Consider the following 25,042-nt stretch of genomic DNA (forward strand, 5'->3'; position numbering starts at 1 on the left):
TACGATTCCCCATCGAATCACGGCACAGGACTCAGCAACCGGACATGTCGATGCGGATCGCAGCCTTCGTCGCCGCCACCACCACTGTGGTGGCCCTCGCGGCGCCCCTCGCCGCCCACGCGGCACCCATCCACCAGCAGGCCGACGCCCAGGCCCTCTCCCTGGCTGAGCAAGCCATCGCCCTGCGCTCGGTCGCCGGCCCCGGCAACCAGACGCCGCAGGTCGCGGCGCTGTTCAAATCGGCCCTGGTCGCCGGCGGGTTTTCCGCGCAGGACATCACCATTACCCCGGTCGATGACACGGCCTACCTGATCGCCCGCTGGCACGGCACCGATCCCACGCTCAAGCCCCTGGTCATTTCCGGCCATATGGACGTGGTCGAGGCCCGGCCCGCCGACTGGCAACGCGATCCGTTCACCCCGGTGGTCGAAGGCGGCTATCTCTACGGCCGCGGCGCCACGGACATGAAGCTCGACGACACGCTGGCCATCGCCGCACTGGTCGAGCTGAAACGCCAGGGCTACCGGCCCCGCCGCGACATCATCCTCGAATTCTCGGGCGACGAGGAAACGACGATGAAGACCGGCGCCCTGATCGCCGATCGGATTCCCGACGCCGAACTGGTGCTGAACGTCGACGGCGCCAACGGCGTGCTCGACGAACGCACCGGCAAGCCCGCCTATTTCACCTGGGAAGGCGCGGAAAAGACCTATGCCGATTATCAGATGGTCGTCACCAATCCGGGCGGCCATTCCTCCGAACCCCGCGCGGTGAACGCGATCGACGAATTGGCGGCCGCCCTGCTGCGCATCCGGCACTACCAGTTCAAGCCCGAATTGAACGCGCTGACCCGCGGCTATTTCATCAGCGCCGCCAGATGGGAACGCCCGGCCACCGCCGCGGCGATGCGCGCCTTCGCCGCCGATCCCACGGACCGCAAGGCGATCGCCGCGCTGTCGGCCGACCCGTCCCTGGTCGGCAAGATCGGCACGACCTGCGTCGTGACCATGATCTCGGGCGGCCATGCGCTGAATGCCCTGCCGCAGCGCGCCACCGCCAACATCAATTGCCGCATCTTCCCCGGCCATACCCGCGCCGCGATCATGGCCGAACTGCAGAAGGTCGCCGCCGATCCGGCCATCGCCTTCACGGACGTCACCGCCGGCTCGGTCGCCACCGACGCGTCGCCCCTGCGCCCCGACTTCACGGCAGCGGTGGACAAGGCCATGCACGCCGCCTATCCGGGCGTGCCCGCCTTCGCCGCCATGACCTCGGGCGCCAGCGACAGCATGTGGTTCCGCAACCATCACGTGCCCAGCTACGGCGCCAGCCCGATCTTCATCAAGGCGTCCGACGACTTCATGCACGGGCTGAACGAACGCACGCCGGTCGCCGCCATCCCTCCGGCGATCGACATGCTGCTCTCTCTCGTCACCGACCTGTCGCACTGATCCAGCCCCGGGCAAGCCGCGGCGGCGCGCTGCCGCCGCGGCTTGCCCCGTCCCGTGACGATCAAACCCGTCCCACGACGTTCAAAAAGAACGGCTCATACCAATCCACTTGGACATTGACCGTATGGGAAGACAGGTCGGGCTCTGCCCGAACCCGGCAGGGGTCACGGACCCCTGCACCCCATTACGTTGATAAATAATCGGTTTCCAAAGGCTCTGTTGCCGTTAAGTGTTGGTGGCTTTTCTCAGGGCGCTGCCCTGAAACCCGCCAGAGGCTGCGCCTTTGGAAACCGATTGATGGATCAATGAGTCGGGGTGCAGGGGCCTGCGGTCCCTGCCGGGTCCGGGCAGAGCCCGGGATTTCGCCAGCCCTTTGAAAAATCACACTTCAACACGTAACAACAGAGCTTTTCCAAAGGCACCGCCTTTGGCTTGGTTCGGGGCAACGCCCCGAAAAAGAGAGCACAAGACGGTCAATCATGACATGCGCCGGTATCATTTCCGCTTCCGTGGCGCGGGGCTCCGCGTTTTCCGGCCCCGGGACGGGCCGCGCGTCGCCGCAGGGGCGGCTGCGACGGCATTCATCAGAAAATCCATCAGCGCCTCATCGAAATCCAGAGGCACGCCGTCACCCGCCGGGGCGCCCGCCGCCGAACGCGCCTCCAGCGTCTGGTCCGCGATCGCGGACATCACCGGAATGCGCCGCAACGGACGGTCGCCGGAAATCTCACAGGCGGTCACCGCGAAGGAATCCGCCATAGGATCGCCCCGATCCTGCAACAGAAGGGCGGTCCGCATCACGATCGGCGACCAGAACGCCCGCCGCGTCTCAAGCCAGGTCCACAGCGCCTTCTTCCGGGCTGCCGCCGAGGCGCCGGCTCCGATCGCGTCGAACATGTCGTCACTGTCTTCGAACCAGCTACCGAGAACCGGATAGATCGCCGCCCACTCCCCACTTGCCGCGACCAGCCCGTCGCGCGCATCCGCAGAAAGGGACCGCAGGCGCTCTTCCGCATCGTACTGGCCCAGCAGCCCCGCCGGTGACGAATCATCCGCCGGCCGCAGGTCGGATAACGCACAGACATCCACGACGTCGATCAGGCCGGGCGCCGGATACACGCCGTTCCGGATGCCATCCGCCAGCGCGACGCGCAAAGCCGTCCGGACATAATCCAGCGAGACGCGGCCATCCTCCCCCGGACCAGCCATCTGCTGGAGAATGCCGCGCTGCTCCGCCACGCTGCCGCACGGCGCGGCATAGGCATCCTTCACGTTCAGCAGCACGACGGCAATCGAGCGCGATCGCCCCCGTTGCAGGCCGATCCCCAGGCTTTGCGCGCCGGCCCCGTCGACCGGGCTCGACACGCATCCCGTGATCCGATAGCGCGGCACCTCCGCCGGCTCCGAAGGCACGCCGGAGCGGATCGCCTGCCGGATCAGTCCGTCCACGCATCGTCGATGCGGCTCATCGACGATCCAGGTGCGCAGCATGGCCAGGCGGCCCAGCGCCGATGCGCTCAGATGGCCCGCGGCAATACGGTCGCCCAACCCTTCCGCCGCGCCGGCCCTGACCAGTTCGGACGAATCGAGCAGCCAGGCACAGCCCAGCGGCTCGAAACGCGGGTCGGGGTTCGCGGCGGTGATCCGGCATACCATGCGTCGCGCATCGGGCGGAATCCCCGGCAGCGTTTCCGCAAAGACATGATGCAGCATCGATGGATCGTCATCGACGTTTTTCACCAGGTCGCCGAGAGAATCCACAAAGACCGCAACGGGATCCCTACCTTCATCTCCCCTGCCTTCATCTCCGGCTAGGGAAGACGCCTCCTGCCTGACGCTTTGCGCGCCGGGCGCGATGTCCGGCACGGCAAGATTCGCCCGGACATAACATCGCGTAATCGCCATGTTGCCGCGTATGGTGATCTCGCCTTTCCGGGACATGTCGGCAAGATGGCGGCTCAAGGCATCCAGGCATCGTTTGCCGGCACGCTGCCCGCCTTCCTGCGCCATCCTGGCTTCGTCAAGCGCCATCGTCAGCAGGTTGCAAAGCTCCTCGTCCGGCTCGCCGCCGTTCGCCGTGGACACGATGTCGTCCGCAAGCGCCACGAACTTCTCGGGCTCCGCGAGAAGCGACCGCGCCATTTGCGCCTGGATGTCATGAAGAAACCGTCCCGCATCCAGCGCCGGAACAGGGGCTGGCGGAACGGCGGACTTCTTCCTCGTCATGATGGCCTCTCCGTGCTGCCGGGCGAGAGAGTCCCGCGGGAAAGACCACGCGCGGCGATCTCCCGGCCAGGGACTCCATGCAGCGGACTCTATGCAGCCGTCCCGAACCGGGTCAACCGGCAACGCCGCCTGTCGCGCAACGCCGGCCCCCCAACGCCAGCCCCATCCTCACCCCACCGGCACGGCCTGCATCCGCCGCGCCAGGCGCTCATGCGCGCGCAGGATCTCGGGCAGGTGCGGCGCGACCGGATAGCCATCCTCCAGCAACACCCGCCCATGGACGATGGTGGTGGCCGCCTGCGCCGGGCCGCAGCGCAGCCACGCCTCCACCGGGTCGCTCAATGCGCCCGCCAGCGCGACGTCCGACAGGTGCCAGATCACCAGGTCGGCACAGGCCCCGGGCCGCAGATGCCCGATCTCGTCGTCCCAGCCCAGGCAGGCCGCCCCGCCCCGCGTCGCCAGGTCCAGCGCGTCGCGCGCCGTCATCGCCGTCGGCCCGTTGCGATACCGGCCCAGCAGCATCGCCGTGCGGGTCTCCAGCCACATCGACGCATGGTCGGTTGATGCCGACCCGTCACAGCCCAGCCCCACCCGCATGCCCAGCCGCCGCAGCCGCATCGCATCGGCCGACCCGCCGCCGATCATCATGTTCGAACACGGGCATTGCGCGCTGCACACCCCGGCATGGGCCAGCCGGCCGATCTCCGCCTCGGACGGATAGATGAAATGCGCCACCCAGGACCGTGGCCCGGCCCATCCCACGCGCTCGAAATATTCCACCGGCGTGCAGCCATAGATCTCGGCGCAATACCGGTCCTCGTCATGGTCCTCGGCCAGGTGGGTATGCAGCCGCAGGTCATGGGCCTCGGCCAGTCGCGCCGATTCCACCATGATCCGCTCGGAGACCGAGAACAGCGAACACGGCGCCAGCGCCAGCCGCGTCATCGCCCCCGGCGCCGGATCGTGATAGGTCTCGGCCAGCCGCACGCTGTCCGCCAGGATCGTATCCTCGTCCTGCACCACGCTGCGCGGCGGCAGCCCGCCATCCTCGACCGACCGGGTCATCGACCCTCGCGTGGCATAGAACCGGAACCCGATCTCCCGTGCCGCGCGGATCTGCGCGTCGATCAGAAGTGGGCGCGGATGGACATACATATGGTCCATCGACGTCGTGCAGCCACCCATCAGCAATTCCGCGATCGCGACGAAGGTCGAGACATAGACCGACTCGTCCGTCAGCATCGCCCAGCGCGGATACAGCCCGCGCAGCCAGTCGAACAGGCTGGCGCCCGTCACGGGCGCGAAGGCCCGGGTCAGGTTCTGGTACATATGGTGGTGGGCGTTGATCAGCCCGGGCGTCACCAGCCGCCCCCTGGCCGAGATGACCCGCCGCGCCTCGGGCCGGTCCGCGCCCGCGCCCACGGCCTGCACCCGCCCGTCTTTGATGGCGATCCACCCGCCGGCGATCTCCCAGCCGCGATCGACATACAGGTACGCGTCATCGATCAGCAGGTCCGCAACCATGCCCCGTCTCCTCTCCCAACGCATGACGCCCACGGCCTGCGCCGTGCGATGCAATGCGCCCTGTCCCGGGAAGGCGTTCGGTCCGGATCGTCATCTGCACAAGGCAGAACGGGCAATCACCCGGATGTAGCGCCCCCGGCCGCACGGGCGCAAGCCCGGGCGGCCCACCTCAATGCGTGTCCCACCTCACGCTTGTCCGGCGCTTCCGTCCCCTGCTATGCCGAACCCAGCCCCGGAGGCACCCGCATGACGCCCGACCGCATCGAAAAGCAGGTCATCCTGCCCGCCCCGCTCCAGGCCGTCTGGCATGCCGTCGCCGATGCCGGGCAGTTCGGCACCTGGTTCGGCGTCCGGTTCGACGGGCCGTTCGCCGCCGGCGCCACGGTGACGGGGCATATCGTCCCCACTCGCATGGACCCCGACATCGCCCGCCTGCAGCAACCCTACGCAGGCGCCGCCTTCGCGCTCCAGGTCGACCAGATCGTCCCGATGCGGCGCATCGCCTTCCGCTGGCACCCGTTCGCCGTCGAACCCGGCATCGATTACGCCGCCGAACCAATGACGCTGATCGTCTTCGCCCTCGAACCGGTCGCGGACGGCACGCGCCTCACCATCACCGAATCCGGCTTCGACCAGCTCCCGCCGGCGCGCCGTGCCCGCGCCTACGCGGCCAATGACGGCGGCTGGACAATGCAGACCCGCCTGATCGCGACATACCTGGCCGGCGGCCCATCCGGCCCAAAGACAGGGCAGGCAACAACAGGGCAGGGGACGACGTGAACCGGCTCTCCCCCACCCCCGGCCCGCGCGGAACGCGGGCGGTGACCCGCCTGCTGGCCCTGCTGCTGCATCTCGCGCTGCTGCTCGCACCCGTCCGCGCCGCCATGGCGGACCCGGCGGCAGGCTGCGCCATGCCTGCCACCGCCATGGACCGGATGGACCAGACGGACGGCATGCACGCCGAAACCGCGCCCGGGGCGATGGCGGCCGCGACGGCGGCCCATTCGGCCACCCCCCATTCGGCCACCCCCCATTCGGGCGCCCATCCGTGCTGCCCCCCGCACGCGGCCTGCCGGCATGACGGCGCCTGCCTGCAGCCGGGTCACTGCCCCGCCGCCTGGCTGGTGCCGGCGCCGCCGGTCCGCTTCCACCGCGCGCCGGTCGTCCCGGCCGCCTTCGCGCCGCCACGCCCGTCCGGACGCGACGGCCTGGCCCACGCGCCGTCCATCCCCCCGCCACGCCCGCCGGTCTGACCGCACCCGCCACGGCCGCCCGGCCATCACCGCCGGACGGCCGCGTTCCTCTCCTTTCGCGGACCGATCATCATGACCATCCCTTCCCGCGCGGGACGGGGCGCCGTCGGGCGCCGCCGTTTCGTCCTCGGGGGCGGGGCCTGCGGCGCGGCACTCTCCGTCGCCCGCCCGGCGCGCGCCCTCGCCTCCGCCATCCTCCCGCCCGACCCACCGCCAGGCCCCCCGCCAAGCCTCCTGCCGGGCCAGGTGCCCACCCTGTCCGGCACCCGCTTCGCCCTGGCGGTCGAACAGGTCCCGGTGGCCATCACCGGCCGCCGCGCGCTGGCTACCGGCATCAACGGCACGATGCCCGCGCCCACCCTGCGCTGGCGCCAGGGCGACAGCGTCAGCCTCACCGTCACCAACCGGCTCGCGGTTCCCACATCGATTCACTGGCACGGCATCCGCCTGCCCGCCGCGATGGACGGCGTGCCGGGCCTCAGCTTCGGCGGCATCGCGCCGGGCGGCAGCTTCACCTACCGCTTCCCGGTCCGGCAGAGCGGCACCTACTGGTATCACAGCCATTCCGGCTTCCAGGAACAGACGGGCCTTTCCGGCGCCCTCGTCATCGATCCGCCGGACGGCGCCGCGCCGCGCGCCGACATCCCTCCCGCCGACCGCGACTACGTGCTGCTGCTGTCCGACTGGACCGACGTCGATCCGGCGGACATCGTCTCCAACCTGAAATTCCAGAGCGACTATTATAATTTCCGTCAGCGCACCCTGGGCACGTTCCTGCGCGATACCGCGCGGCAGGGGCTGGGCGCCACCCTGCGCGACCGGCTTGCCTGGGGGCGGATGAACATGGCGCCCACCGATATTTCCGACGTCTCGGGCATCATCTACACCTACCTGCTGAACGGCCGGCCCCCCGGCGCCAACTGGACCGGCCTGTTCCGGCCCGGCGAATGCATCCGGCTGCGGGTCATCAACGCCGCGTCCATGACCCTGTTCGACGTCCGCATCCCCGGCCTCGCGATGACGGTCGTCCAGGCCGACGGCAATGACGTCGACCCGGTGCCGGTCGACGAATTCCGCATCGCCCCGGCGGAAACCTACGACGTGCTGGTCCGCCCGGACCGGCCCGGTCCCTTCACCATCTTCGCCCAGTCCGAGGACCGCACCGGCTTCGCCCGCGGCACCCTGGCCACCGCCCCCGGCCAGTCCGGCCCGATCCCGCCGATGGACCCGCGCCCGATGCGCACGATGATGGACATGGGGATGGGGATGGACACGGGCATGACGATGCCCCGCGCGCACACGCCCCCCATGGCAATGCCCGCGCCCCCGGGCTCCACGCCGGGATCCTCCACATCGCCGCGACCGGGCGTCGAAGTCCAAAGCGTCGCCCCCATGCCCGCCGGCCGCCTCGCCGAACCCGGCGACGGGCTCGCGGGCAACGGCCGGCGCGTCCTCACCTATGCCGATCTGCGCGCCACGTGCCGGGGCACCGATCCGCGCCCGCCCGCCCGCGACATCACCCTGCATCTGACCGGCAATATGGAACGCTTCATCTGGGGCTTCGACGGCCGCAAATTCTCCGAGGCCCCGCCGATCCGCCTGGGCCTGGGCGAACGCGTGCGCTTCGTGCTGGTCAACGACACGATGATGGAACACCCGATCCACCTGCACGGACTCTGGAGCGAACTGGAAAACGGCCAGGGCGCCCACCGGCCCTACAAGCACACCATCACCGTCAAGCCCGGCGAACGGCTCAGCTACCTGGTCACGGCCGACGTGCCCGGCCTGTGGGCCTATCACTGCCACCTGCTCTACCACATGGAGGTCGGCATGTTCCGAACCGTGGTGGTGGCATGACCCACGCTTCGCTCCGGGCCGCCGCCGGCACGGCCGCGCTCCTCGCCACCCTCTCCGCCACGCCTCACTCGGCCCGCGCCCAGGCCATGGCGCCCATGCCCGGCATGCCAATGCCCGGCATGGACGCGAAAGGTACGGACGCGAAAGGCATGGACGCGATGCCCGGCATGGATGCCATGCCGGGCATGACGGACGGCCCGGCCGCCACGCCGGCCCCAACCCCGGTCCCAACCCCGACCCCGACCCCCATCCCCCCTGGGGTCACCTATGTCGGCGGCATGCCTCCGGTCATGGACCACAACACCTACCTGCACGCGCTGCTCGACCAGTTCGAGGCCCGCGCCGGCGCCCGGGGCGGCCAGTTCCGCTATGACGGCCAGGCCTGGTTCGGCACCGATTACGACAAGCTCTGGCTGAAATCCGAGGGCACGCTCGGCCCCGGCGGCCGGTTCGGCGACGGCGACCACGAACTGCTCTATGACCGCGCCGTCACCCGCTATTTCGACACGCAATCCGGCATCCGGCTCGACATCGACGACGGCCCCGCCCGCGCCTGGGGCGCATTCGGCGTCGAAGGCCTGGCGCTCTATTTCTTCCAGTTGGAGGCCACCGCCTATGTCGGCGACCACGGCGTCGCCGGCCGCGTGCAGGGATCATACGATCTGCTGCTGACCAACCGGCTGATCCTGCAACCCCAGGCCGAACTCAACGCCTATTCCGCCGCCGACCGCGCCCGCGGCACGGGCGCCGGCCTGTCCGACCTCGATACCGGGCTCAGGCTCCGCTACGAATGGCACCGCAAGTTCGCCCCCTATCTGGGCGTGGCCTATCACGATCTCTTCGGCCGGTCCGCCCGCTTCTCCCACGAAAGAGGGCAGGGGGCGCACACGCTCGGCGTCACCTTCGGCATCCGGATGTGGTTCTGACGGCCAGGGAGCGGTCCCCGGCCTGGCCGCCGCCGGAGCGACTCTCAGAACCGCATCCGCACCCCGCCGAAGACGGCGCGCGGCGACCCGGCATAGATCGACCCGGTCCGGGTCGCCAGCACGGCGGCCCCCGCCTGCCGCCCGTTGGCCTGCAGCACGTCGGTGATATTGGCCGCCCCCGCGACATAGGTCGCATCGGCCAGGTTCCGCACCTCGACATAGCCATGCAGCCGGTGCGCCCAGCCCATGCGGCGGGGCGGGTCGTAATGCAGCTCCAGATTGACCAGCCCATAGCCCGGTGCGCGCAGCCGGTTGGCATTGTCCAGCCAGTACGCGCTGCGCCACGTCACCTCGACAGAACCGCCCAGCCCCTCCAGCAGCCCGTCCGGCTGGTCGTACAGCACCCGCGCATTCAGGAAATTCGGGATCACGCCGGGAATATTCCGCCCCGACCGGTCGAAGGCGCGCGACAGCGCGCTGTTGGACAGGATTTCGGTATAACGCGTATAGATCTGGTTGTCGTAGGTATAGCTCAGCCTGACCCGCGCGCCCGGCAAGGTCCTGTGCAGCGGCGCCCACTCCGCCCCCAGCTCGACGCCCCGATGCTGCGTCGCCGGCGCGTTGAATGCATAAGACCCGACACTGTTCACCCCGGCCGACTGGCTGACCAGCTCGTCATGGTAGAATTCGTAAAACCCCGTTGCCTGCAGGCGTAATGCCCGCGACGGATGCCAGTCGGCGCCCAGATCGATCCCGACGCTGGTGGTGCTCTTCAACTGCGTGTTGTTGCCGTACGTGCCCTGCGGGGTCACGAACAGGTTCGACGTCGCCGGTGTCGCATAGGCCGTGCCGACGCGCGTATGCACCGTCCAGTCCGAGGCGGGCGCATAGACCAGCGCCGCCTCGGGCGCCAGGTTGAAGAAAAATCGGTCGGCGGTAACCCAGGTCCGGGCCTGCCCGCGCGCGCTGTAACTATACAGCGTCTCCACCGCCCCCAGGTCGGAATAGGTGCCCCCCAGCCCGATGACGGCATGCCAGCGCGGCGCGAATTGCCAATCCTCCTGGAACCGCGCGCCCAGATTCCATTGATGGCCATAGGCGGTACTGTTCAGCGCCCCCCGCGTCGCCCCGCCTTCCGGCGTCAGGTTATAGACTTGGTAGCCGAAATCCAGATAATCGAAATTCACCCCGGCAAAGCTGGTCAGGTTCGTGGCGCCGACCCGCCCGCGATTCGTGATGTCGCTGCTGACCGCATAGGAATTGTACGGGCCGACGAAACTGGTGACCGAGGTCGGCTGGTCGACATGCCGCTGGTCATAGGTGAATTGCGTGCGCCAGGTCGTCCGGCTGTCGATATCATGCTCCCAGCGCAACCCCACGATGCTGCGCCGGTCGAACCGGCCCAGCCCGGCCTGCTGGGGACTCAGCGCCCGCGTCGCGCCATAACGGCCATTCACCAGCAGATTGACCGTCGCGCATCCCGCCGCCGCCTGCGCGGCATCCGCGCATCCCGCCTGATAGGGATTCCGGCGATACTGGTCCAGCGACAGCCGCAACGGCAGGAAGGCATCCGTCACGTTATTGACGAATTTCAGGACCAGCCGGTCCGACGGCGTCAGGCTGACGCGCAGCCGCGCATTCTCCGTCGCGGTCGCATAACCGCTATTGGCGATGAACCCGTTGCTCCGCACGTCGCTGCCGAAGACCATCAGGTCATAGGCCCGGTTGCCGGCGCCCAGCGTGACGTAAGTGTTGATCATGCCGAAACTGCCGAAATCCGACCCCAGCTCCAGCCCATGGATGTCGGCGCCGTCGCGGGTGCGGAAATCGATCGCGCCATTGATCGCATAATTGCCATACAGCGTCGAGGCCGGCCCCTGGAACACGTCGACCCTGTCATAGGCATGCGGATCGATCAGGTCGGACCGCGCCGTGCCGTCGGGCTGGGTCATCGGAAACCCGTCCTCCAGCACCTGGATGTTCTTCAGGCCATAGGATTGCCGATCCCCCGACCCGCGGATCGACACCACGACGTCGCGCGGCCCGTTGCCGGCAACGAAGCTGACGCCGGGCACGGTGACCAGCATGTCCGCCACCGTCTGGGCGGCCTGCCCGGCAAAGCTGCTCCGCCCGGCGCCGTACGTGGTCTGCCCCGCCGGCGTCGCGGTGGCCGGGGCGCGCGCCACGCCGGTCACGGTAATCCGCTCGGGCCGCGGCACCGGGCGGGGGGATGGCGGCGTCGCGGCAATCTGGGCCATGGCGGCCTGGCCGCAGGCCAGCACGGCAGCACCGGCCGCCGCGCCCAGCGCGCGGCGCACGGATGGAAAAATGTCGGTCATGATGGATAAACCTGAAAAAACAGCATGAATCGCCACGCGCCGGGCGGCGCGCGGATCGCGGAATGTCTGTTCAGGTCAGGGCAGGGGGCCCCTGCGGGCAAAGCGGCGAACGCTGGCGGAACGGCGGCCCGCGCACCGGCGGAAACATCCAGGCCATGCCGGCCGGCCGGCGGTGCGGCAGCCCGACGCCGGCCAGGCTTCCCCCCAGGGCCGGCATGTCCAGCGCGTCGGCCAGCAGCATCAGCCCATCGTCACCCGCCGGGTGATGGTGCGCCGTATCCCGGCTTGCATGGTCCTGGTCAAGCACGCCGTCACACAGCACGACCAGGCCCGCCAGGTGTGCGGACGGGTCGTCCAGCACCACCTGCGGCGCCGCCAGCCCGCCCAGGGTCAGGCGCGCGACCACGGCAAGCAGGACCAGCGGCCACAACGCCGCCCATCGCCTCGCCCTGTGTGTCAGCCCGGTCATGACGGCGGCTTTACAAATTTTACCGGAAAATGACCAGGGGGCCATGCAGGCGGCCACGCAGGAGGATAATATGCTCACGCCGCCGCGACCCCCCGCGGGCTCTCTCCCGAAGGTACGAATTGGGAAAGTAATTATTCAAATCAGGACCATAAACCACAATATATTACGTCATTGAATAATTTATTTAATTTGCAAGTCACATATGAATTAAGACAGTTATGATAAACGCTCGATTGGATACCAGGATTTCATGACCAAGCGGCAGGAGGCAGCGGACCGAAACCAGGCTGGACTGGAGCGGAAGATCTGGCATGCCAGCCTCGTCGTCGGCTTCTGTGTGCTCGGCTTCGCGGTCGCGCTGATCCTCCCCGCCTACGGCGTCTACCGGCAGACCAGCCGCGACGCGGCGGACATCCGATATTTCCGGCAGGTCCTCGACACCGCCATCCTGATCTCGCACGAGCGCGCGCCGGCCAATATCCTGATGTCCACCCCTCCGGACGACCAGGCCGCCGCGCGCCAGGCGCTGCAGGATGCCCGGCACGCCACCGACCAGGCCATGGCCCGCCTCGCGGCGCCGCCCCTCCCCGCCGGCGGAGACGCCCCAGGGGATGCCCCAGGGGATGCCCCAGAGGATGCCACGGGGGGTGTCACAGGCGATGGCCGTGCCCGCCCGTTGCCGCCGGTGGCGCTGTTCCGGCGCGCCGCGGCGCGGCTCCGATCCGCCCGGCGCGACGTCGACCACATCGCCGCCCTTCCGCCCGGCGCCCGCACCACGCAGGGCGTCCAGCAGGCCGTCCTGGGGATGATCGCCGCCCGCGACGCGTTCCAGGACGCGATCGTGATCGCGATCGCCACCTCCGCCGGCGGCAGCCATCAACTGACGGCCTACGAGACGGTCGGCGCGATGATCGTCGATCTGCGCGACTATGCCGGCCGGACCGTGTCCCACATCATCGCGCCGGTCATCGCGCGCCAGCCGATCCCCGTCGCCGATCTCGCCGACAGCGACAGCGCGCGCGGCCGCGTCCTCGAACTCCGGCGCCTGCTGCTGGCGCAGCGGGGCCTGTTCGCCGACAGCGCGGCCGCGCCGGCGCTCCTCGATACGATCCAGACGGACTATTTCGGCAGCGGCCTCGCCCTGCTCGACCGGGTGATCGCCGAAGGGCGGCAATCGGGGCAATACACGATCGACGCCCGGGATCTCACGCGCCGCTACGTGGCGACCATGAATTCGATCGAACATCTCAGCGCCGTCTTCATCGACCAGATCGCCCGGCATTTCGAAATCCGGCGGCAACAGGCCCTGACCCACCTGGCCTGGATCAGCATCGCGACATGCGCCTCCCTGCTGGTCCTCGGCAGCCTGCTCCGCACCATTCGCGTCTCGGTGCTGCGCCCGCTCCTGGTCGCCCGCGCCATCATCATTGACCTCGCCGAACACGGCAGCCAGGCCCCGCTGCCGCCGCTCGGCCCATCGCACGAGATGCACCGGCTCTCCGAAGCCCTGTCCTGGCTGCGCGACAGCCTGCGCGAGCGCGAGGAACGCACCGCGGTCCTGCAGCGTGAAGCCGAGCGCGATCCCCTGACCGGCCTGTGGAACCGCCGCGCGCTCGACCGGTTCGTCCGCGCCAGGGCCCGCGGCGCGGACAAGCGCGGCGCGTGCCTGATGCTGGTGGATATCGACCATTTCAAGCGGATCAACGACCGCCACGGCCACGCCGCCGGTGACGAAGTCCTCCGTCATTTCGCCGGCCTGCTGAAATCCTGGCTCCGCGCCGACGACATCCTCGTCCGCTTCGGCGGCGAGGAATTCGCCATCCTGCTGATGACCGACGACCTCGACGCCGCGACGCGGGTCGCGCAGATGCTCAAGGCGGCGATCGAACGCACCGCCATCACCCTTCCCGGAACCGACGCCACGCTGCGCGTCAGCGCCAGCTTCGGCCTCGCCAGGGGCGCCCTGCGAAACGGGGGGTGGGACAGCCTGCTCAAGGACGCCGACACCCAGCTCTATCGCGCCAAGGAAGCCGGGCGCAACCGCATCTCGATCGCCTGAACCGCGACCGGCCCCGGCTCCCGCCGGCTCTCTCCCCGGGGCAACCCGGGCCCGTTCCATGCTTTCTGATGCACGGGCTATGCCCCGACGCGCTTTTTTGTTGCGATGCCGAGACCTACCCGCTCTGATACCCATCTGGAATCGGAGTTATTTGCAAATCTCAAATTAATTTGTAATTATATAAATTAACAAATTTACACGGTGAAAATCCGGCGGCGGGACGGCCCCTCTCCGGAATCGCACGCTCCAACCGAGGCCCGATCGACGATGGAACTGCCGGCGCTCATCTATCTTGTCGCGCTGATCGACACGGGCTCGGCCGCCGGCGCGGCCGAGGCCCTCGGCGTCGGGTCCTCGACCGTCAATCACGCCGTCGCGGCGCTCGAACAGGCGATGGCGGCGCCGCTCCTGTCGCGCAACCCGCGGCGGCGCCACGCCGCGATCGTCCCCACCGCCCACGGGCAGAGCCTCTATCGCGCATCGGTCACCCTCCTCCATTGGTGCCTCACCCTGGTCGACCCGAAGACGGCGGACCGGGACCAGCCCGTACCCCAACCCATGGCGGACACACCATCCGGCCCCGGTCTCCCGAACACATTCCCGGACACCCTCCCGGACACCTTCCCTGACGGCCCCTTCGACGGCCCGGCCCCCTCCGCCGCCGCGCTGCGCACCCTGCTGGACACCACGCTCACGCTGCGGATGATCGGCTATTTCCTCACGGTGTGCGAGGTGGGCAGCATCGCCGGCGCGGCGCGCAAGCTCTCGCTCACCCAGCCGACGCTCACGCGGCAGGTGCGCAGGCTGGAATCCATCCTCGGCGCCGCGCTGCTGGACCGCTCCGCGCACGGCGTGCGTCCCACCGCCGCCGCCCGCGCGCTGCTGCAAGGCTGCCGGCGCGCCGACCGGACCTACCGCCGGATCATGCGGGACGAGACGCTCAGCTATTTCCGCCAGTTCCGCAGCCTGCGCCTCGCCTCCATGATGCCGTCCAGCAGTGACAGCTCGCTGACGATCCTGCTGGCGAATCTCGTCCGCTTCTGGCGGGACCGCCGCTATCAGCCCACGCTCGTCATCTCCACGATCGCGGCCCCCACCCTGGTCGATGGCCTGCTCCGCGCGGAGTACGACGCCGGCCTGACCGACCTGGTCGACATCCCGCCCTGCCTCGATCATATCGACCTGGAAAGCTCCGCGCTGTTTCTCGTCTCCGGGCGGGACCGCGCGGCCCCCGCGCGGGGCGGCGCGCGCGCGGTCATCGCCGCCGGCGTCCTGGCCGTGCCCGCTTTCGGCACCGGCCTGCGTTACCTGACGGACCAGTTCCTGGACCACGAGGCCATCACCCCCGCCGCGATGATCGAAACCCAGTCCGTCTCGCTGATGCTCCGCCTGGTGGTGGACGGCACGTGCTGCGCGCTGATGCCCGCGGGCTCCTTCCGCGCGCATGAGGTCGATGCCCTGCCGCTGCCCCGGCGCTATCGCATGACCACCCGCCTGATCTGGAAGAAGGACCACGCCAACATGGCCAGCATCGAGCGCCTGCGCGACAGCCTGCTGGACATCCAGGCCCGGCGGCGTGTCCAGCCCGACGCCCGGCGGGCCGGCGGCGGCGTGGCCCGGACCGTGGCCGGAATCGTGGCATGACCCCGTCCTTCCCCGCCGCGCCTCCGGCGTCCCGCCTGCTGCCCCCACGCCTGCGCCGCCGCCGGAACGCCACGGTGGCGCTGCTGATGGCCGCCGGATGCATCAGTTATGTCGATCGCGCCGCCCTCTCGGTCGGCGGCACCACGATCATGGCCGACATGCATATGTCCTATACCGGCATGGGCTGGCTGCTGTCGGTCTTCGCCTGGGCCTATCTGGTCTGCCAGATTCCGGCCGGCCTGGTCGCCGACCGGCTGGATGCCAGGCGCCTGCTGGGCGCCAGCCTGGTGCTGTGGTCCTGCGCGCAGATCGCCTTCGGCCTGGTCGGTGGTATACCGGGCCTGTTCGTATGCCGCGCCTTCCTCGGCCTGGGCGAGGCCCCGCTGTTCCTCGCCGGTACGCGCGCCCTCGTCCGCTGGTTCCGCCCGCAGGAACGCGGCGGCCCGATCGGCCTGTTCAACGGCTCGGCGGCGCTCGGCCCGGCGCTCGCGCCCCCCGCGCTGGTGTCCGTCATGCTGCTGTGGGGCTGGCGGGGCATGTCGGTCGCCGTCGGCAGCGTCAGCCTCGTCCTCGCGGCGGCCTGGATGCTCCATTATCGCGATCCCGCCGACATGCGGCTTTCCGCCGCCGACCGGCAGGCGCTGGCCGTGCCGGATCACGAACCGCCCGCCGCGCCGGCGGCGGTGCTGCGCGACGATCTCGGCGTGCTGCTGCGCCAGCGCGCGACCTGGGTCGTGGCGGCCGGCTATGTCGGCGTGATCTACCTGACCTGGCTCTACGCCACCTGGATGCCCGCCTGGCTGCAGACCGTCCATCACCTCACCGCCGGCCGGGCCGACATGCTGTCCGCCCTGCCGCAATTCTTCGGCTTCGCGGGCTGCGTCTCGGGCGGCGCGCTCTCCGACCACCTGGCCGCGCGCGGCATGCGGCCGCTGGATGCCAGCCGCCGGCCGCTGGTCTGGGCCATGCTGGCGGCATCGGCCGCGACCGTCCTGGCGGCGGTCCATGCCGGGCTCGCGGTCTCGGTCGCGCTCATGGCGCTGGCCCTGTTCGCCGGCGGCATCGCCATGACCTGCGGCTGGACGCTGGGCACGATCATCGTCGCCGAACACCGCGTCGCGACGCTCGAAGCCATCCAGAATACCGGCGGCTCGCTGGGCGGCGCGCTGGCGCCCGCGATCACCGGCATGCTGGCCGACCGGTTCGGCTCCTTCTCACCGTCGCTGATCGTCGCCGGCCTGGTCGGCGTCGCCTGCGCCGCGATCTACCAGTTCGGACTGCGCGACGGCGACGTGGCCGCCCGCGACGCGGCGCGGCGGCCCTTCGCCACCCACGCCTGACAAGACATGTTCTGAAATAACAAGGATTGATCGTATGAAGTCACGACTGGCCCTCTCGCTCTCGACCGTCCTGGCCGGTCTGGCGATCGTTCCGGCCGTCATGCTGGCCGGCCCGGACCGCGCGGCCGCGGCCACCCCCGCGCGACCCGCTCCGGCCCATCCCGCCCCAGCTCATCCCGCTCTGGCCCATCCGGCTCCGGCCCATCCCCCCCACCGCGTCTCCCACCCGCCGCGCGGCGCGCGCGCGACACCCGCCGCCCCGGCGCCACAGGCCGAATCCATCGCCGTGTTCGGCCATGGCTCGACCCGGCAGATGACCAGCGTCACCCGCACGATGATGCGGCAGAGCGTGCCCGGCACCTCGCCCCTCAAGGTGCTCAGCCAGTTGCCGGGCGTGTTCTACCAATCCGCCGATCCGTTCGGCGCCTACGAATATTCCAGCCAGCTCTTCATGCGCGGCTTCAACCAGAGCCAGCTCGGCTTCACGCTGGACGACATCCCGCTCGGCGACCAGCAATTCAACAATTACAACGGCCTCTCCGTCACGCGCGCCATCATTTCCGACAATGTCAGCGGCGTCGACGTCTCCCAGGGCGCGGGCGCGATCGACGTCGCCTCCACCAGCAATCTCGGCGGCGCGATCCAGATCCATTCCATCGACCCGTCGCACACGCGCGGCGGCACGGTCGGCCAGACCTTCGGCAGCAACGCCGCCACGCGCACCTTCGTGCGCCTGGACAGCGGCGATCTCAACCCGTCCGGCACCCGCTTCTTCGTCGCCTATGCCCGTACCGACATGGATCTGTGGAAGGGCCACGGCTACGATTATTCCGACCAGGTGAACGCCAAGCTGGTGCAGCCGCTGCCGCGCGACTCGTCGCTCAAGCTGTTCTTCGACTGGAGTTCGATCCAGCAATTCGACTACCAGGACATGACCCCCAATTACCTGCACACGGTCGGTCCGAATCTCGCGAACTACTATCCCGACTACACGGCCGCGTACCAGGCCGCCCTCGGCCACTATCCGCAGGCGTTCCTCGCCACGAACGACCCGTTCGACGCCGCCTATTACGCGGGCACCGCCAACCGGGTGGATTATCTCGGCGGCCTCACGCTGGACGAAAACCTGACCTCCGACCTGGACTGGAAGACCACGCTCTACGGCCATGGCGATTCCGGCTACAGCACCTGGTCCACGCCCTACATGCCCTCGCCGAACGGCGCGCCGCTGTCGCAACGCATCCAGACGCCGGGCATCGCCCGCGGCGGGTTCGAAAGCGCCGCGACCTGGACGCTCGCGCGCCACAAGCTCAATGCCGGCGTGTGGTACGAATATGGACGCTTCACCGAAGGCCGCTATTTCACCCAGGCGCCGCTGCTGGGGCAGGGGACGCTGGGCAACCCGACCGGCGGCTTCCCCGCCGACCAGATCTTCGCCAATGCCTGGCAGGAAGTCTTCACGTCCAACAGCTTCGTCTTCCACCTGCAGGACACATTCACGGTCACCAGGCAACTCACCGTGAATGCCGGCTTCAAATCCATGGCCGTCTGGGCCGGCAACCGGGTGCCGGTGCAGGACGCGGTCCTCAATGGCGGCCTCGTCGCCCAGGGCGACCTGACGGCCTCCAACGCCTTCCTGCCGCAGGTCTCGGCCAACTGGCATTTCCTGCCGCATCACGAACTGTTCTTCGACGTGTCGCACAATATGCGCGCCTTCCCCCAGGACGGGTTCGGCACCAACGTGTCCGCCACCCCCTGGACCGCGTCGCAGGCCGCGTTCCAGAAAACCAGGAACACCCTGCGCCCCGAAACCGACTGGGTGTACGAAGGCGGCTACCGTTACACCAGCCCGTTCCTCAGCGCGCTCGCCTCGCTCTACCGCGTGAATTTCTCCAACCGGCTGCAGCTCATCACCAGCCAGGCCGGCATCAACCCCATCACGGCGGTGCAGAACGTGGGCGGCGTCACCACCAACGGCGCCGAGGCCAGCATGACGATCCGCCCGCTTCCGGGCCTGTCGCTCTATAATTCCTTCTCTTATGCCCACTCGACCTACGACCAGGACGTCGTCACCGCGTCGGGCATCGAACCCACCCGCAGCAAGCTGGTGCCGAACTATCCGTCCTACATGTACAAGGGAAACATCACGTACCAGTGGCGCAAGTTCGACGTGCATGTCGACGGCAACTACATCTCCAGCCGCCAGCTCACCTACACCAACGACCTGCACGTTCCCGGCTATTTCCTGGCCAATTTCGGCATGCGCTACAATTTCGGCGATGCCGGCGTGTTGCGCGGGGTCACCGCCAGCTTCAACATCTACAACCTCGCCAACAAGACCTACATCGCCACCACCAACGAACTCGGAAACAATTTCGTCAATACGGGATATAATTATTTCCTGATGGGGGCGCCGCGCCAGTTCTTCGGCACGATCAGCGCGAATTTCTGATGCGCCGCTCGGGGTTTCTGATTTTTTCCGCCTGCGTCGGCAATCTTCTGGAATGGTACGATTTCGCGGTCTATGCGCTGTTCGCGCCCTATATCGCGGCATCCATCTTCCGGGCCACGGATGATTTTTCCCGCCTGGCGCAAAGCCTGCTGGTCTTCGGGCTCGGCGCCGTCGCCCGCCCGCTGGGCGCGCTGCTCATCGGGCTGTACGCGGACCGGCGCGGGCGCGGCCCCGCCCTGCTGCTGACCTGCCTGCTGATGGGTGCGGGCACCGGCATGATCGTGCTCGATCCGCCCTATGCGGCCGCCGGGCGGATGTCCATCGTCATCCTCTGCGCCGCGCGCATCCTCCAGGGCCTCTCCGCCGGCGGCGAAATCGGCGGCGCCGCCGCCTTCCTGGCCGAACAGGCCCGTCCGGGCCGGCGCGGCCTCTCCGCCTCCTTCCTGCAGGCGACGATGGGCCTGTCCAACATGCTCGGCGCCGCCGTCGCGGCGACGCTGACCACATTCCTCGATCACGACCAGATGGCGCATTGGGGCTGGCGGGTGCCGTTCTGCATCGGGCTGGCCATCGTCCCCGTCGGCCTGGTCCTGCGCCGCGCCGCGCCGGCCGCGCCTCCGCTATCCGTCCCCCGCCAGGACCGCGCGCACCATCACGGCCTCGCCGTCCTCCGCGCCCTGGCGGGCCGGCATCGCGGCGCCCTGGCCGCCGCGTTCGGCCTCTCGGTGCTCTGGGCGGCGGCCCCCTATGCGCTGGTCATCTTCTTCCCGCTCTACGCCCAGACGGCGCTCGGCGCGTCGCCCCATGCCAGCTACGTGGCCTATCTGCTCGGCAATGTCGCCCTGGTCCTGGGCGCGCTCGCGGCCGGCAGGCTCGCCGACCGGCTGGGGGCGCGGCGCGTGCTCGTCGCGGGCGCGATCCTGCTGGCCGTGCTGCCGGCGGCGATGATGGGCGTGCTCGGCCACCGGCACGACCCGGCGACGATGGCGGCGGTCGCGGCCGGGCTCTGCGGGCTGGTCGCGCTCTTTGTCGGGGCGGCGCCGCTCGGCATCGCGGGACTGTTCCCCGCGCCGGTCCGCGCGACCGGCATCGCGCTGTCCTACAACGCCGCGACGTCGGTGTTCGGCGGCTTCGCCCCGGCCGTGCTGGCGGCGCTGGGCACGGGCATCCACGGCATCGCCGCCCCGGCGCTCTACGTCGCGGCGGCGGCGATACCCGCCCTGCTGGGCCTGGCCGCCCCGGCTTTCGCCGGCGCGGGGCTGGAAATCCCTATGGGTCATGCTGCCGAAAGCATACCCGCGCACACCCCTGGCGATGAAAGAATGGCCATGACGACACAGCGGAGGCACGGGGCGTGACCAGCGTGGTACTGACGGGCGAGGACCTGCCGCTGCCCGACCTCGTCGCCATTGCCGACGGGGCGCCCGTGCTGCTGTCCGACGCGGGCATGGCGCGCCTCGCCGCCGGCCAGGCGGTGCTCGAGGCCGCTCTGGCGCGCGGCGACGGCGTCTACGGCACCACCAGCATGGTCGGCGCCTTCAAGGACAATCCGGTGGCGCCCGAGGACCGGCCGAACTACGCGCTGCGCCTCGCGCAGTCGCATTGCCTGGGCGTCGGCGCGGCGCTGCCGGTCCGGGTGGTGCGCGCGGCGATGGCGGCACGGCTCAACGCCCTGCTGGGCGGCCATACCGGCGCCGGCCCGGGCCTCGCCCACGGGCTGCGCGACCTGCTGAACGCGGGCATCACGCCGATCGTGCCGGAATACGGCTCCATCGGCTGCGCCGATGTCGGGCTGATGGGCCATGTCGGCGCGGCCCTGATGGGCGAAGGCCAGGCCCTGGGGCCCGAGGGCGGCGCGCCCGTGGCCGTGCGCATCCTGCTGCGCCGCCACGGCCTGGGGCCGATGTCCCCGGGGCCCAAGGACATGATGTCGGTCCTGTCCAGCAACGCGGTGGGCGTGGCGGGCGTCGCCCTGGTGGCGGCCGAGCTGCGCGCCCGCCTGCCGCTGCTGCTGGGCGTCTACAGCCTGTCCTGCGCCGGCTTCGGCGCCTTCGGCATCCCGTGGGAGGCCGCGCGCCGTACCGGCATGGCGGCGGAAATCCGCATCGCGCGCTTCCTGCAGCGCATCAACCCGCCCGGCGGCTGGACGCCGCGCCGCAACCTGCAGGACCCGCTCAGCTTCCGCTGCATGCCCCAGATCGGCGGCGCCTTCCTGGCAACGCTCGACCGGGTCGAAACCGCGCTGGCGCACGGCCTCGCCCGATGCGACGACAATCCCATCCTGCTGGACGGCCGGGCGATGACCTCGGGCGCCTCGCTGCCCCTGACCCTGGCGCTGGACGCCCAGGCCCTGGTCCTGGCGCTGTGCCATTACGTCCGCGGCGTGCTCGGCCGCATCCTCGCCCTGTGCCGCGAGGACCTGTCCGGCCTGCCGCGCAACCTGACCTTCGATCCGGGGCGGCAGGTGGCGTTCGGCGCGGCGACCAAGCTCGCCGCCGACCTGTCCACCGCCATCCTGCGCGAATCCACCCCCGCGTCGCTCTACCAGGTGCCGGTCGCCAACGGGTTCGAGGACGAAGCCAGCTATCTGCCCTCCATCGCCCGCGCACTGCGCCTGCAATGCACGCTGCTCCACCCGCTCGTGGCGCTGGAGGCCATGGCCGCCCGGCAGGCGGTCCGCCTGTCCGGCGCAACCCCCGGCGGCCTGGCGGGCGAGATCATGGCCCGGCTCGCCTGCGACACGCCCTGGCTCGACGATGGCGGCGCGGTGGCCGACGCGGTCGCCCGCGCCGAAACCGCGCTGGCGGCCGTCGCCGGGCGGCTGGCGGCCGACCCCGCCCCCGAATTCCGCCACCCCGGCCCCGCGCCGGCGCCCATCGCCGAAAGGACGCATGAGGATGCATGACCTGCTCCTGACGGGCACCATCGTCACCCCGGCCGCCCTCCTCCCGGACGGCTGGGTGGCGATCGACTCCGGCCGCATCGCGCGGCTCGGCCAGGGCCCGGCCCCCGCCGCCCGCCGGGTCGTGGAGTACGGCCCGGACCTGATCCTCCCCGGCGGCATCGACGCGCAGGTCCATTCCCGCTCGCAACAGGGGCAGGAGGATTTTCTCTGGACCACCCGCGCCGCGGCGGCGGGCGGCATCACCACCATCGCGGACATGCCCTACGATGCGGGCTTCCTGGTCTGCACCGCCGACCGGCTGCGGCAGAAGGCCGCCGAGGCCGCCGGACAGGCCCGCGTCGATTTCGCCCTGTGGGGTACGATCGCGCCGGACGACGGCCCGGCCCATATTCCCGACATGGCCCGGGCCGGCGCCTGCGGCTTCAAATTCTCCACCTTCGGCACCGATCCCGAACGCTTCCCGCGCATCCCGGCCGACCTGCTGGCACGGTGTTTCGAGGCAGTGGCTCAAACCGGCCTGATCGCCGGCGTGCATAACGAGGACGATGCCATGGTGCGCGCGCGCCTCGATGCGGTGGCCCGCGCCGGCATCACCGACTGGCGCGCCCACGGCCTGTCCCGCCCGCCGCTCAGCGAAACCCTGGCCATGGCACAGATCTACGAAACCGCGGCGGCGACCGGCTGCTCGGCCCATGTCGTCCATTGCTCGGTCGCGCGCGGCTACGCGCTCTGCGCCGCCTACCGCCAGCAGGGCTTCGACACCACCGCCGAGGCCTGCATCCACTACCTGGTCCTCGACGAGGAAAACGACGTCGCGCGGCTGGGCGGCCGGGCCAAGGTCAATCCGCCGATCCGCCCCCGGGCCGAGGTCGAGGGACTCTGGGCCCACCTGGCCGCCGGCAACGTGACGATCGTCTCCACCGACCACGTGTCCTGGAGCCTGTCGCGCAAATCCGCCCCCGCGATGCTCGACAACGCCTCCGGCGCGCCGTCGCTCGAACTGCTCTACCCGCTCTTCCTGACCGAACTCTCCCGCCGGTCCCTGCCTCTGTCGCTGGCCGCCCGCCTGCTGGCCAAAAATCCCGCGCGCCTGTTCCGCATCGCCGGTCGCAAGGGCGCGCTGGCCCCGGGGCGCGACGCCGACATCGCCATCGCCCGGCGCCAGGACTGGACCTACGACCCCCAGGCCAGCCCCCACAGCATCGCGGGCTGGAGCCCCTATGCCGGCCGGCCGCTCGACTGGCGCATCGCCGCGACCTGGCTGCGCGGCGAATGCATCTTCGACGGCACGCAGGTCACGGCCGAACCCGGCCATGGCCGCTTCGTCACGCCGGACCAGTCGTGATCCCCTCCGCCTGCGTCAGGCCCGGCCGGCTGTGGGACGACCTCATGGCCCTCGCCGCGATCACCGACCCGGCGCGCCCCTATACGCGCCGCTCCTTCTCGGACCGGTTCCTGACCGGCCGCGACTGGCTGCGCGCGCGCTTCGCCCAGGCCGGCCTGGATTGCCGCATCGACGATGCCGGCAACCTGATCGGCCGCCGCGCCGGCACGCGGCCGGGGGCGGGCACGCTCATGGCCGGCTCGCACTCGGACTCGGTCCCCGACGGCGGGCGGTTCGACGGCATGCTCGGCGTCCTGGCGGCGCTCGAGGCCGCCCGGGCCCTGGCGGAGTCCGGCCTGGCCCTCGATCACGATCTCGAAGTGGTCGATTTCCTGGCCGAGGAACCCAGCGAATTCGGCCTGTCCTGCATCGGCAGCCGTGGCCTGTCCGGCGCGCTCTCCGCCGGACAGCGCGCCCTGGTCGCGCCGTGGGGCGAAAGCCTGGCCGACGCCATCGCCCGCATGGGCGGCGATCCGGCGCGCCTCGACGGCCCGCGCCGCGACGATATCCGCGCCTTCCTCGAACTCCATATCGAACAGGGCACGGTGCTCGAACGGGCGGGGCGGCCGATCGGCGTGGTCCAGGCCATCGCCGGCGTGACCCGGGTCGAAATCCGCTTCGCCGGCCGCGCCGACCACGCCGGCACCACCCCGATGGACCACAGGCAGGACGCCGCGGTGGCCGCCGCCGCGATCATCGGCTTCGTCTCCGAACGGGCCGGCGCGCTGGCCGCGTCGGGCAGCGGCCATGTCACGGCGACCTGCGGCGTGGTCGATATCGCGCCCAACGCCGCGAATGTCGTGCCGCGCGCGGCCCGGCTGGTGGTCGATATCCGCGTCTCGCACCGGCCGGTGCTCCAGACGCTGCTCGACGCCCTCCGCGCCGCCTGCGACCGCGCGGCGGACCGGGCGCGGGTGCGCCTCGCGGCGTTCACCATCCTGTCGGACAGCCACCCGGTCGCGTGCGACCCGGCGCTCGCCGCGCGCATCGCCGCCGCCGCCGACGGGCTGGGCCTCGCGCATTGCGCAATGGTCTCCGGCGCCGGGCACGACGCCGCCTTCGTCGCGCGCCTCGCCCCCGCGACGATGATCTTCGTGCCCTGCCGCGACGGGCGCAGCCATGACCCGGCGGAATGGTGCGCGCCCGACGACGCCGCGCGGGGCGCGCGCGTGCTCGCCGATACCATGCTGGCCTGCGACCGCGGGCCGTAACC

General features: G+C 70.1%; 17 protein-coding genes. 13 read left to right on the forward strand and 4 right to left on the reverse strand.

All coding sequences use genetic code 11. The features are described from left to right. Positions 1-50: 50 nt before the first annotated feature. The gene (locus AAC691_RS17550) at positions 51-1,451 is read left to right on the forward strand and encodes a M20/M25/M40 family metallo-hydrolase (protein ID WP_408906111.1); all 1,401 of its coding nucleotides are present in this window, start codon (positions 51-53) and stop codon (positions 1,449-1,451) included. Positions 1,452-1,946: 495 nt separating this feature from the next. Here AAC691_RS17550 and AAC691_RS17555 read toward each other — a convergent pair whose 3' ends face one another. Both AAC691_RS17555 and AAC691_RS17560 read right to left on the reverse strand, forming a co-directional pair. Then, positions 1,947-3,677, reverse strand: coding sequence for a hypothetical protein (locus AAC691_RS17555; protein WP_342627859.1), 1,731 nt, complete (start codon positions 3,675-3,677; stop codon positions 1,947-1,949). Positions 3,678-3,845: 168 nt separating this feature from the next. Next, entirely contained in the window at positions 3,846-5,201 is a 1,356-nt protein-coding gene (locus tag AAC691_RS17560) for an 8-oxoguanine deaminase (protein ID WP_342627860.1), read from the reverse strand. A gap of 246 nt (positions 5,202-5,447) precedes the next feature. Here AAC691_RS17560 and AAC691_RS17565 point away from each other — a divergent pair, with 246 nt between their 5' ends. The 4 genes from AAC691_RS17565 (at position 5,448) to AAC691_RS17580 (ending at position 9,237) form a co-directional block, all read left to right on the forward strand. After that, positions 5,448-5,981: an SRPBCC family protein gene (locus AAC691_RS17565; RefSeq protein ID WP_342627861.1), complete on the forward strand. Its 534-nt coding sequence runs from the start codon at positions 5,448-5,450 to the stop codon at positions 5,979-5,981. Further along, positions 5,978-6,454, forward strand: a complete 477-nt coding sequence (locus tag AAC691_RS17570) for a hypothetical protein (RefSeq protein ID WP_342627862.1) — start codon at positions 5,978-5,980, stop codon at positions 6,452-6,454. Before AAC691_RS17565 ends, AAC691_RS17570 begins: the two co-directional genes overlap by 4 nt. 72 nt (positions 6,455-6,526) lie before the next feature. Continuing rightward, the gene (locus AAC691_RS17575; protein ID WP_342627863.1) at positions 6,527-8,311 is read left to right on the forward strand and encodes a copper resistance system multicopper oxidase; all 1,785 of its coding nucleotides are present in this window, start codon (positions 6,527-6,529) and stop codon (positions 8,309-8,311) included. Continuing rightward, complete coding sequence (locus tag AAC691_RS17580; RefSeq protein ID WP_408906011.1) at positions 8,308-9,237, forward strand: copper resistance protein B; 930 nt, start codon at positions 8,308-8,310, stop codon at positions 9,235-9,237. The genes AAC691_RS17575 and AAC691_RS17580 overlap by 4 nt, the downstream gene beginning before the upstream one ends. Positions 9,238-9,281: 44 nt before the next feature. On the opposite strand, the gene AAC691_RS17585 is transcribed toward AAC691_RS17580, so the two are convergent. Then, on the reverse strand, positions 9,282-11,576 hold the full coding sequence (locus AAC691_RS17585; RefSeq protein WP_342627864.1) for a TonB-dependent receptor domain-containing protein: 2,295 nt from the start codon (positions 11,574-11,576) through the stop codon (positions 9,282-9,284). Between the two features lie 70 nt (positions 11,577-11,646). Further along, complete coding sequence (locus AAC691_RS17590; protein ID WP_342627865.1) at positions 11,647-12,045, reverse strand: hypothetical protein; 399 nt, start codon at positions 12,043-12,045, stop codon at positions 11,647-11,649. A gap of 250 nt (positions 12,046-12,295) precedes the next feature. On the opposite strand from AAC691_RS17590, the gene AAC691_RS17595 reads away from it, so the two are divergent. The 8 genes from AAC691_RS17595 (at position 12,296) to AAC691_RS17630 (ending at position 25,040) form a co-directional block, all read left to right on the forward strand. Then, positions 12,296-14,104, forward strand: a complete 1,809-nt coding sequence (locus AAC691_RS17595; protein WP_342627866.1) for a diguanylate cyclase — start codon at positions 12,296-12,298, stop codon at positions 14,102-14,104. A 267-nt stretch (positions 14,105-14,371) separates the two neighbouring features. After that, positions 14,372-15,748 carry a LysR family transcriptional regulator gene (locus tag AAC691_RS17600; protein WP_342627867.1) on the forward strand — a complete coding sequence of 459 codons (1,377 nt, stop codon included), beginning with the start codon at positions 14,372-14,374 and terminating at the stop codon, positions 15,746-15,748. Further along, positions 15,745-17,088 (forward strand): MFS transporter, encoded by a 1,344-nt coding sequence (locus AAC691_RS17605; RefSeq protein ID WP_342627868.1) that lies wholly within the window; start codon positions 15,745-15,747, stop codon positions 17,086-17,088. Before AAC691_RS17600 ends, AAC691_RS17605 begins: the two co-directional genes overlap by 4 nt. Before the next feature lie 34 nt (positions 17,089-17,122). Further along, positions 17,123-19,540 carry a TonB-dependent receptor domain-containing protein gene (locus AAC691_RS17610; protein WP_342627869.1) on the forward strand — a complete coding sequence of 806 codons (2,418 nt, stop codon included), beginning with the start codon at positions 17,123-17,125 and terminating at the stop codon, positions 19,538-19,540. Then, positions 19,540-20,898, forward strand: a complete 1,359-nt coding sequence (locus AAC691_RS17615; RefSeq protein WP_342627870.1) for an MFS transporter — start codon at positions 19,540-19,542, stop codon at positions 20,896-20,898. Before AAC691_RS17610 ends, AAC691_RS17615 begins: the two co-directional genes overlap by 1 nt. Beyond that, on the forward strand, positions 20,895-22,445 hold the full coding sequence (locus tag AAC691_RS17620; protein ID WP_342627871.1) for an aromatic amino acid lyase: 1,551 nt from the start codon (positions 20,895-20,897) through the stop codon (positions 22,443-22,445). The genes AAC691_RS17615 and AAC691_RS17620 overlap by 4 nt, the downstream gene beginning before the upstream one ends. Then, positions 22,438-23,790 (forward strand): amidohydrolase family protein, encoded by a 1,353-nt coding sequence (locus tag AAC691_RS17625; RefSeq protein ID WP_342627872.1) that lies wholly within the window; start codon positions 22,438-22,440, stop codon positions 23,788-23,790. The genes AAC691_RS17620 and AAC691_RS17625 overlap by 8 nt, the downstream gene beginning before the upstream one ends. Next, positions 23,787-25,040, forward strand: coding sequence for a Zn-dependent hydrolase (locus AAC691_RS17630; RefSeq protein ID WP_342627873.1), 1,254 nt, complete (start codon positions 23,787-23,789; stop codon positions 25,038-25,040). Before AAC691_RS17625 ends, AAC691_RS17630 begins: the two co-directional genes overlap by 4 nt. Positions 25,041-25,042 lie beyond the last annotated feature (2 nt).

The sequence above is a fragment of the Nguyenibacter vanlangensis genome (assembly GCF_038719015.1).
Lineage (GTDB): Bacteria > Pseudomonadota > Alphaproteobacteria > Acetobacterales > Acetobacteraceae > Gluconacetobacter > Gluconacetobacter vanlangensis.

Excerpts from the sequence above, each read along its gene's own strand:
- AAC691_RS17550 (WP_408906111.1), top strand. The coding sequence starts at position 51 with ATGCGGATCGCAGCCTTCGTCGCCGCCACCACCACTGTGGTGGCCCTC.
- AAC691_RS17555 (WP_342627859.1), bottom strand. The coding sequence starts at position 3,677 with ATGACGAGGAAGAAGTCCGCCGTTCCGCCAGCCCCTGTTCCGGCGCTG.
- AAC691_RS17560 (WP_342627860.1), bottom strand. The coding sequence starts at position 5,201 with ATGGTTGCGGACCTGCTGATCGATGACGCGTACCTGTATGTCGATCGC.
- AAC691_RS17565 (WP_342627861.1), top strand. The coding sequence starts at position 5,448 with ATGACGCCCGACCGCATCGAAAAGCAGGTCATCCTGCCCGCCCCGCTC.
- AAC691_RS17575 (WP_342627863.1), top strand. The coding sequence starts at position 6,527 with ATGACCATCCCTTCCCGCGCGGGACGGGGCGCCGTCGGGCGCCGCCGT.
- AAC691_RS17580 (WP_408906011.1), top strand. The coding sequence starts at position 8,308 with ATGACCCACGCTTCGCTCCGGGCCGCCGCCGGCACGGCCGCGCTCCTC.
- AAC691_RS17585 (WP_342627864.1), bottom strand. The coding sequence starts at position 11,576 with ATGACCGACATTTTTCCATCCGTGCGCCGCGCGCTGGGCGCGGCGGCC.
- AAC691_RS17590 (WP_342627865.1), bottom strand. The coding sequence starts at position 12,045 with ATGACCGGGCTGACACACAGGGCGAGGCGATGGGCGGCGTTGTGGCCG.
- AAC691_RS17595 (WP_342627866.1), top strand. The coding sequence starts at position 12,296 with ATGACCAAGCGGCAGGAGGCAGCGGACCGAAACCAGGCTGGACTGGAG.
- AAC691_RS17600 (WP_342627867.1), top strand. The coding sequence starts at position 14,372 with ATGGAACTGCCGGCGCTCATCTATCTTGTCGCGCTGATCGACACGGGC.
- AAC691_RS17605 (WP_342627868.1), top strand. The coding sequence starts at position 15,745 with ATGACCCCGTCCTTCCCCGCCGCGCCTCCGGCGTCCCGCCTGCTGCCC.
- AAC691_RS17610 (WP_342627869.1), top strand. The coding sequence starts at position 17,123 with ATGAAGTCACGACTGGCCCTCTCGCTCTCGACCGTCCTGGCCGGTCTG.
- AAC691_RS17615 (WP_342627870.1), top strand. The coding sequence starts at position 19,540 with ATGCGCCGCTCGGGGTTTCTGATTTTTTCCGCCTGCGTCGGCAATCTT.
- AAC691_RS17625 (WP_342627872.1), top strand. The coding sequence starts at position 22,438 with ATGCATGACCTGCTCCTGACGGGCACCATCGTCACCCCGGCCGCCCTC.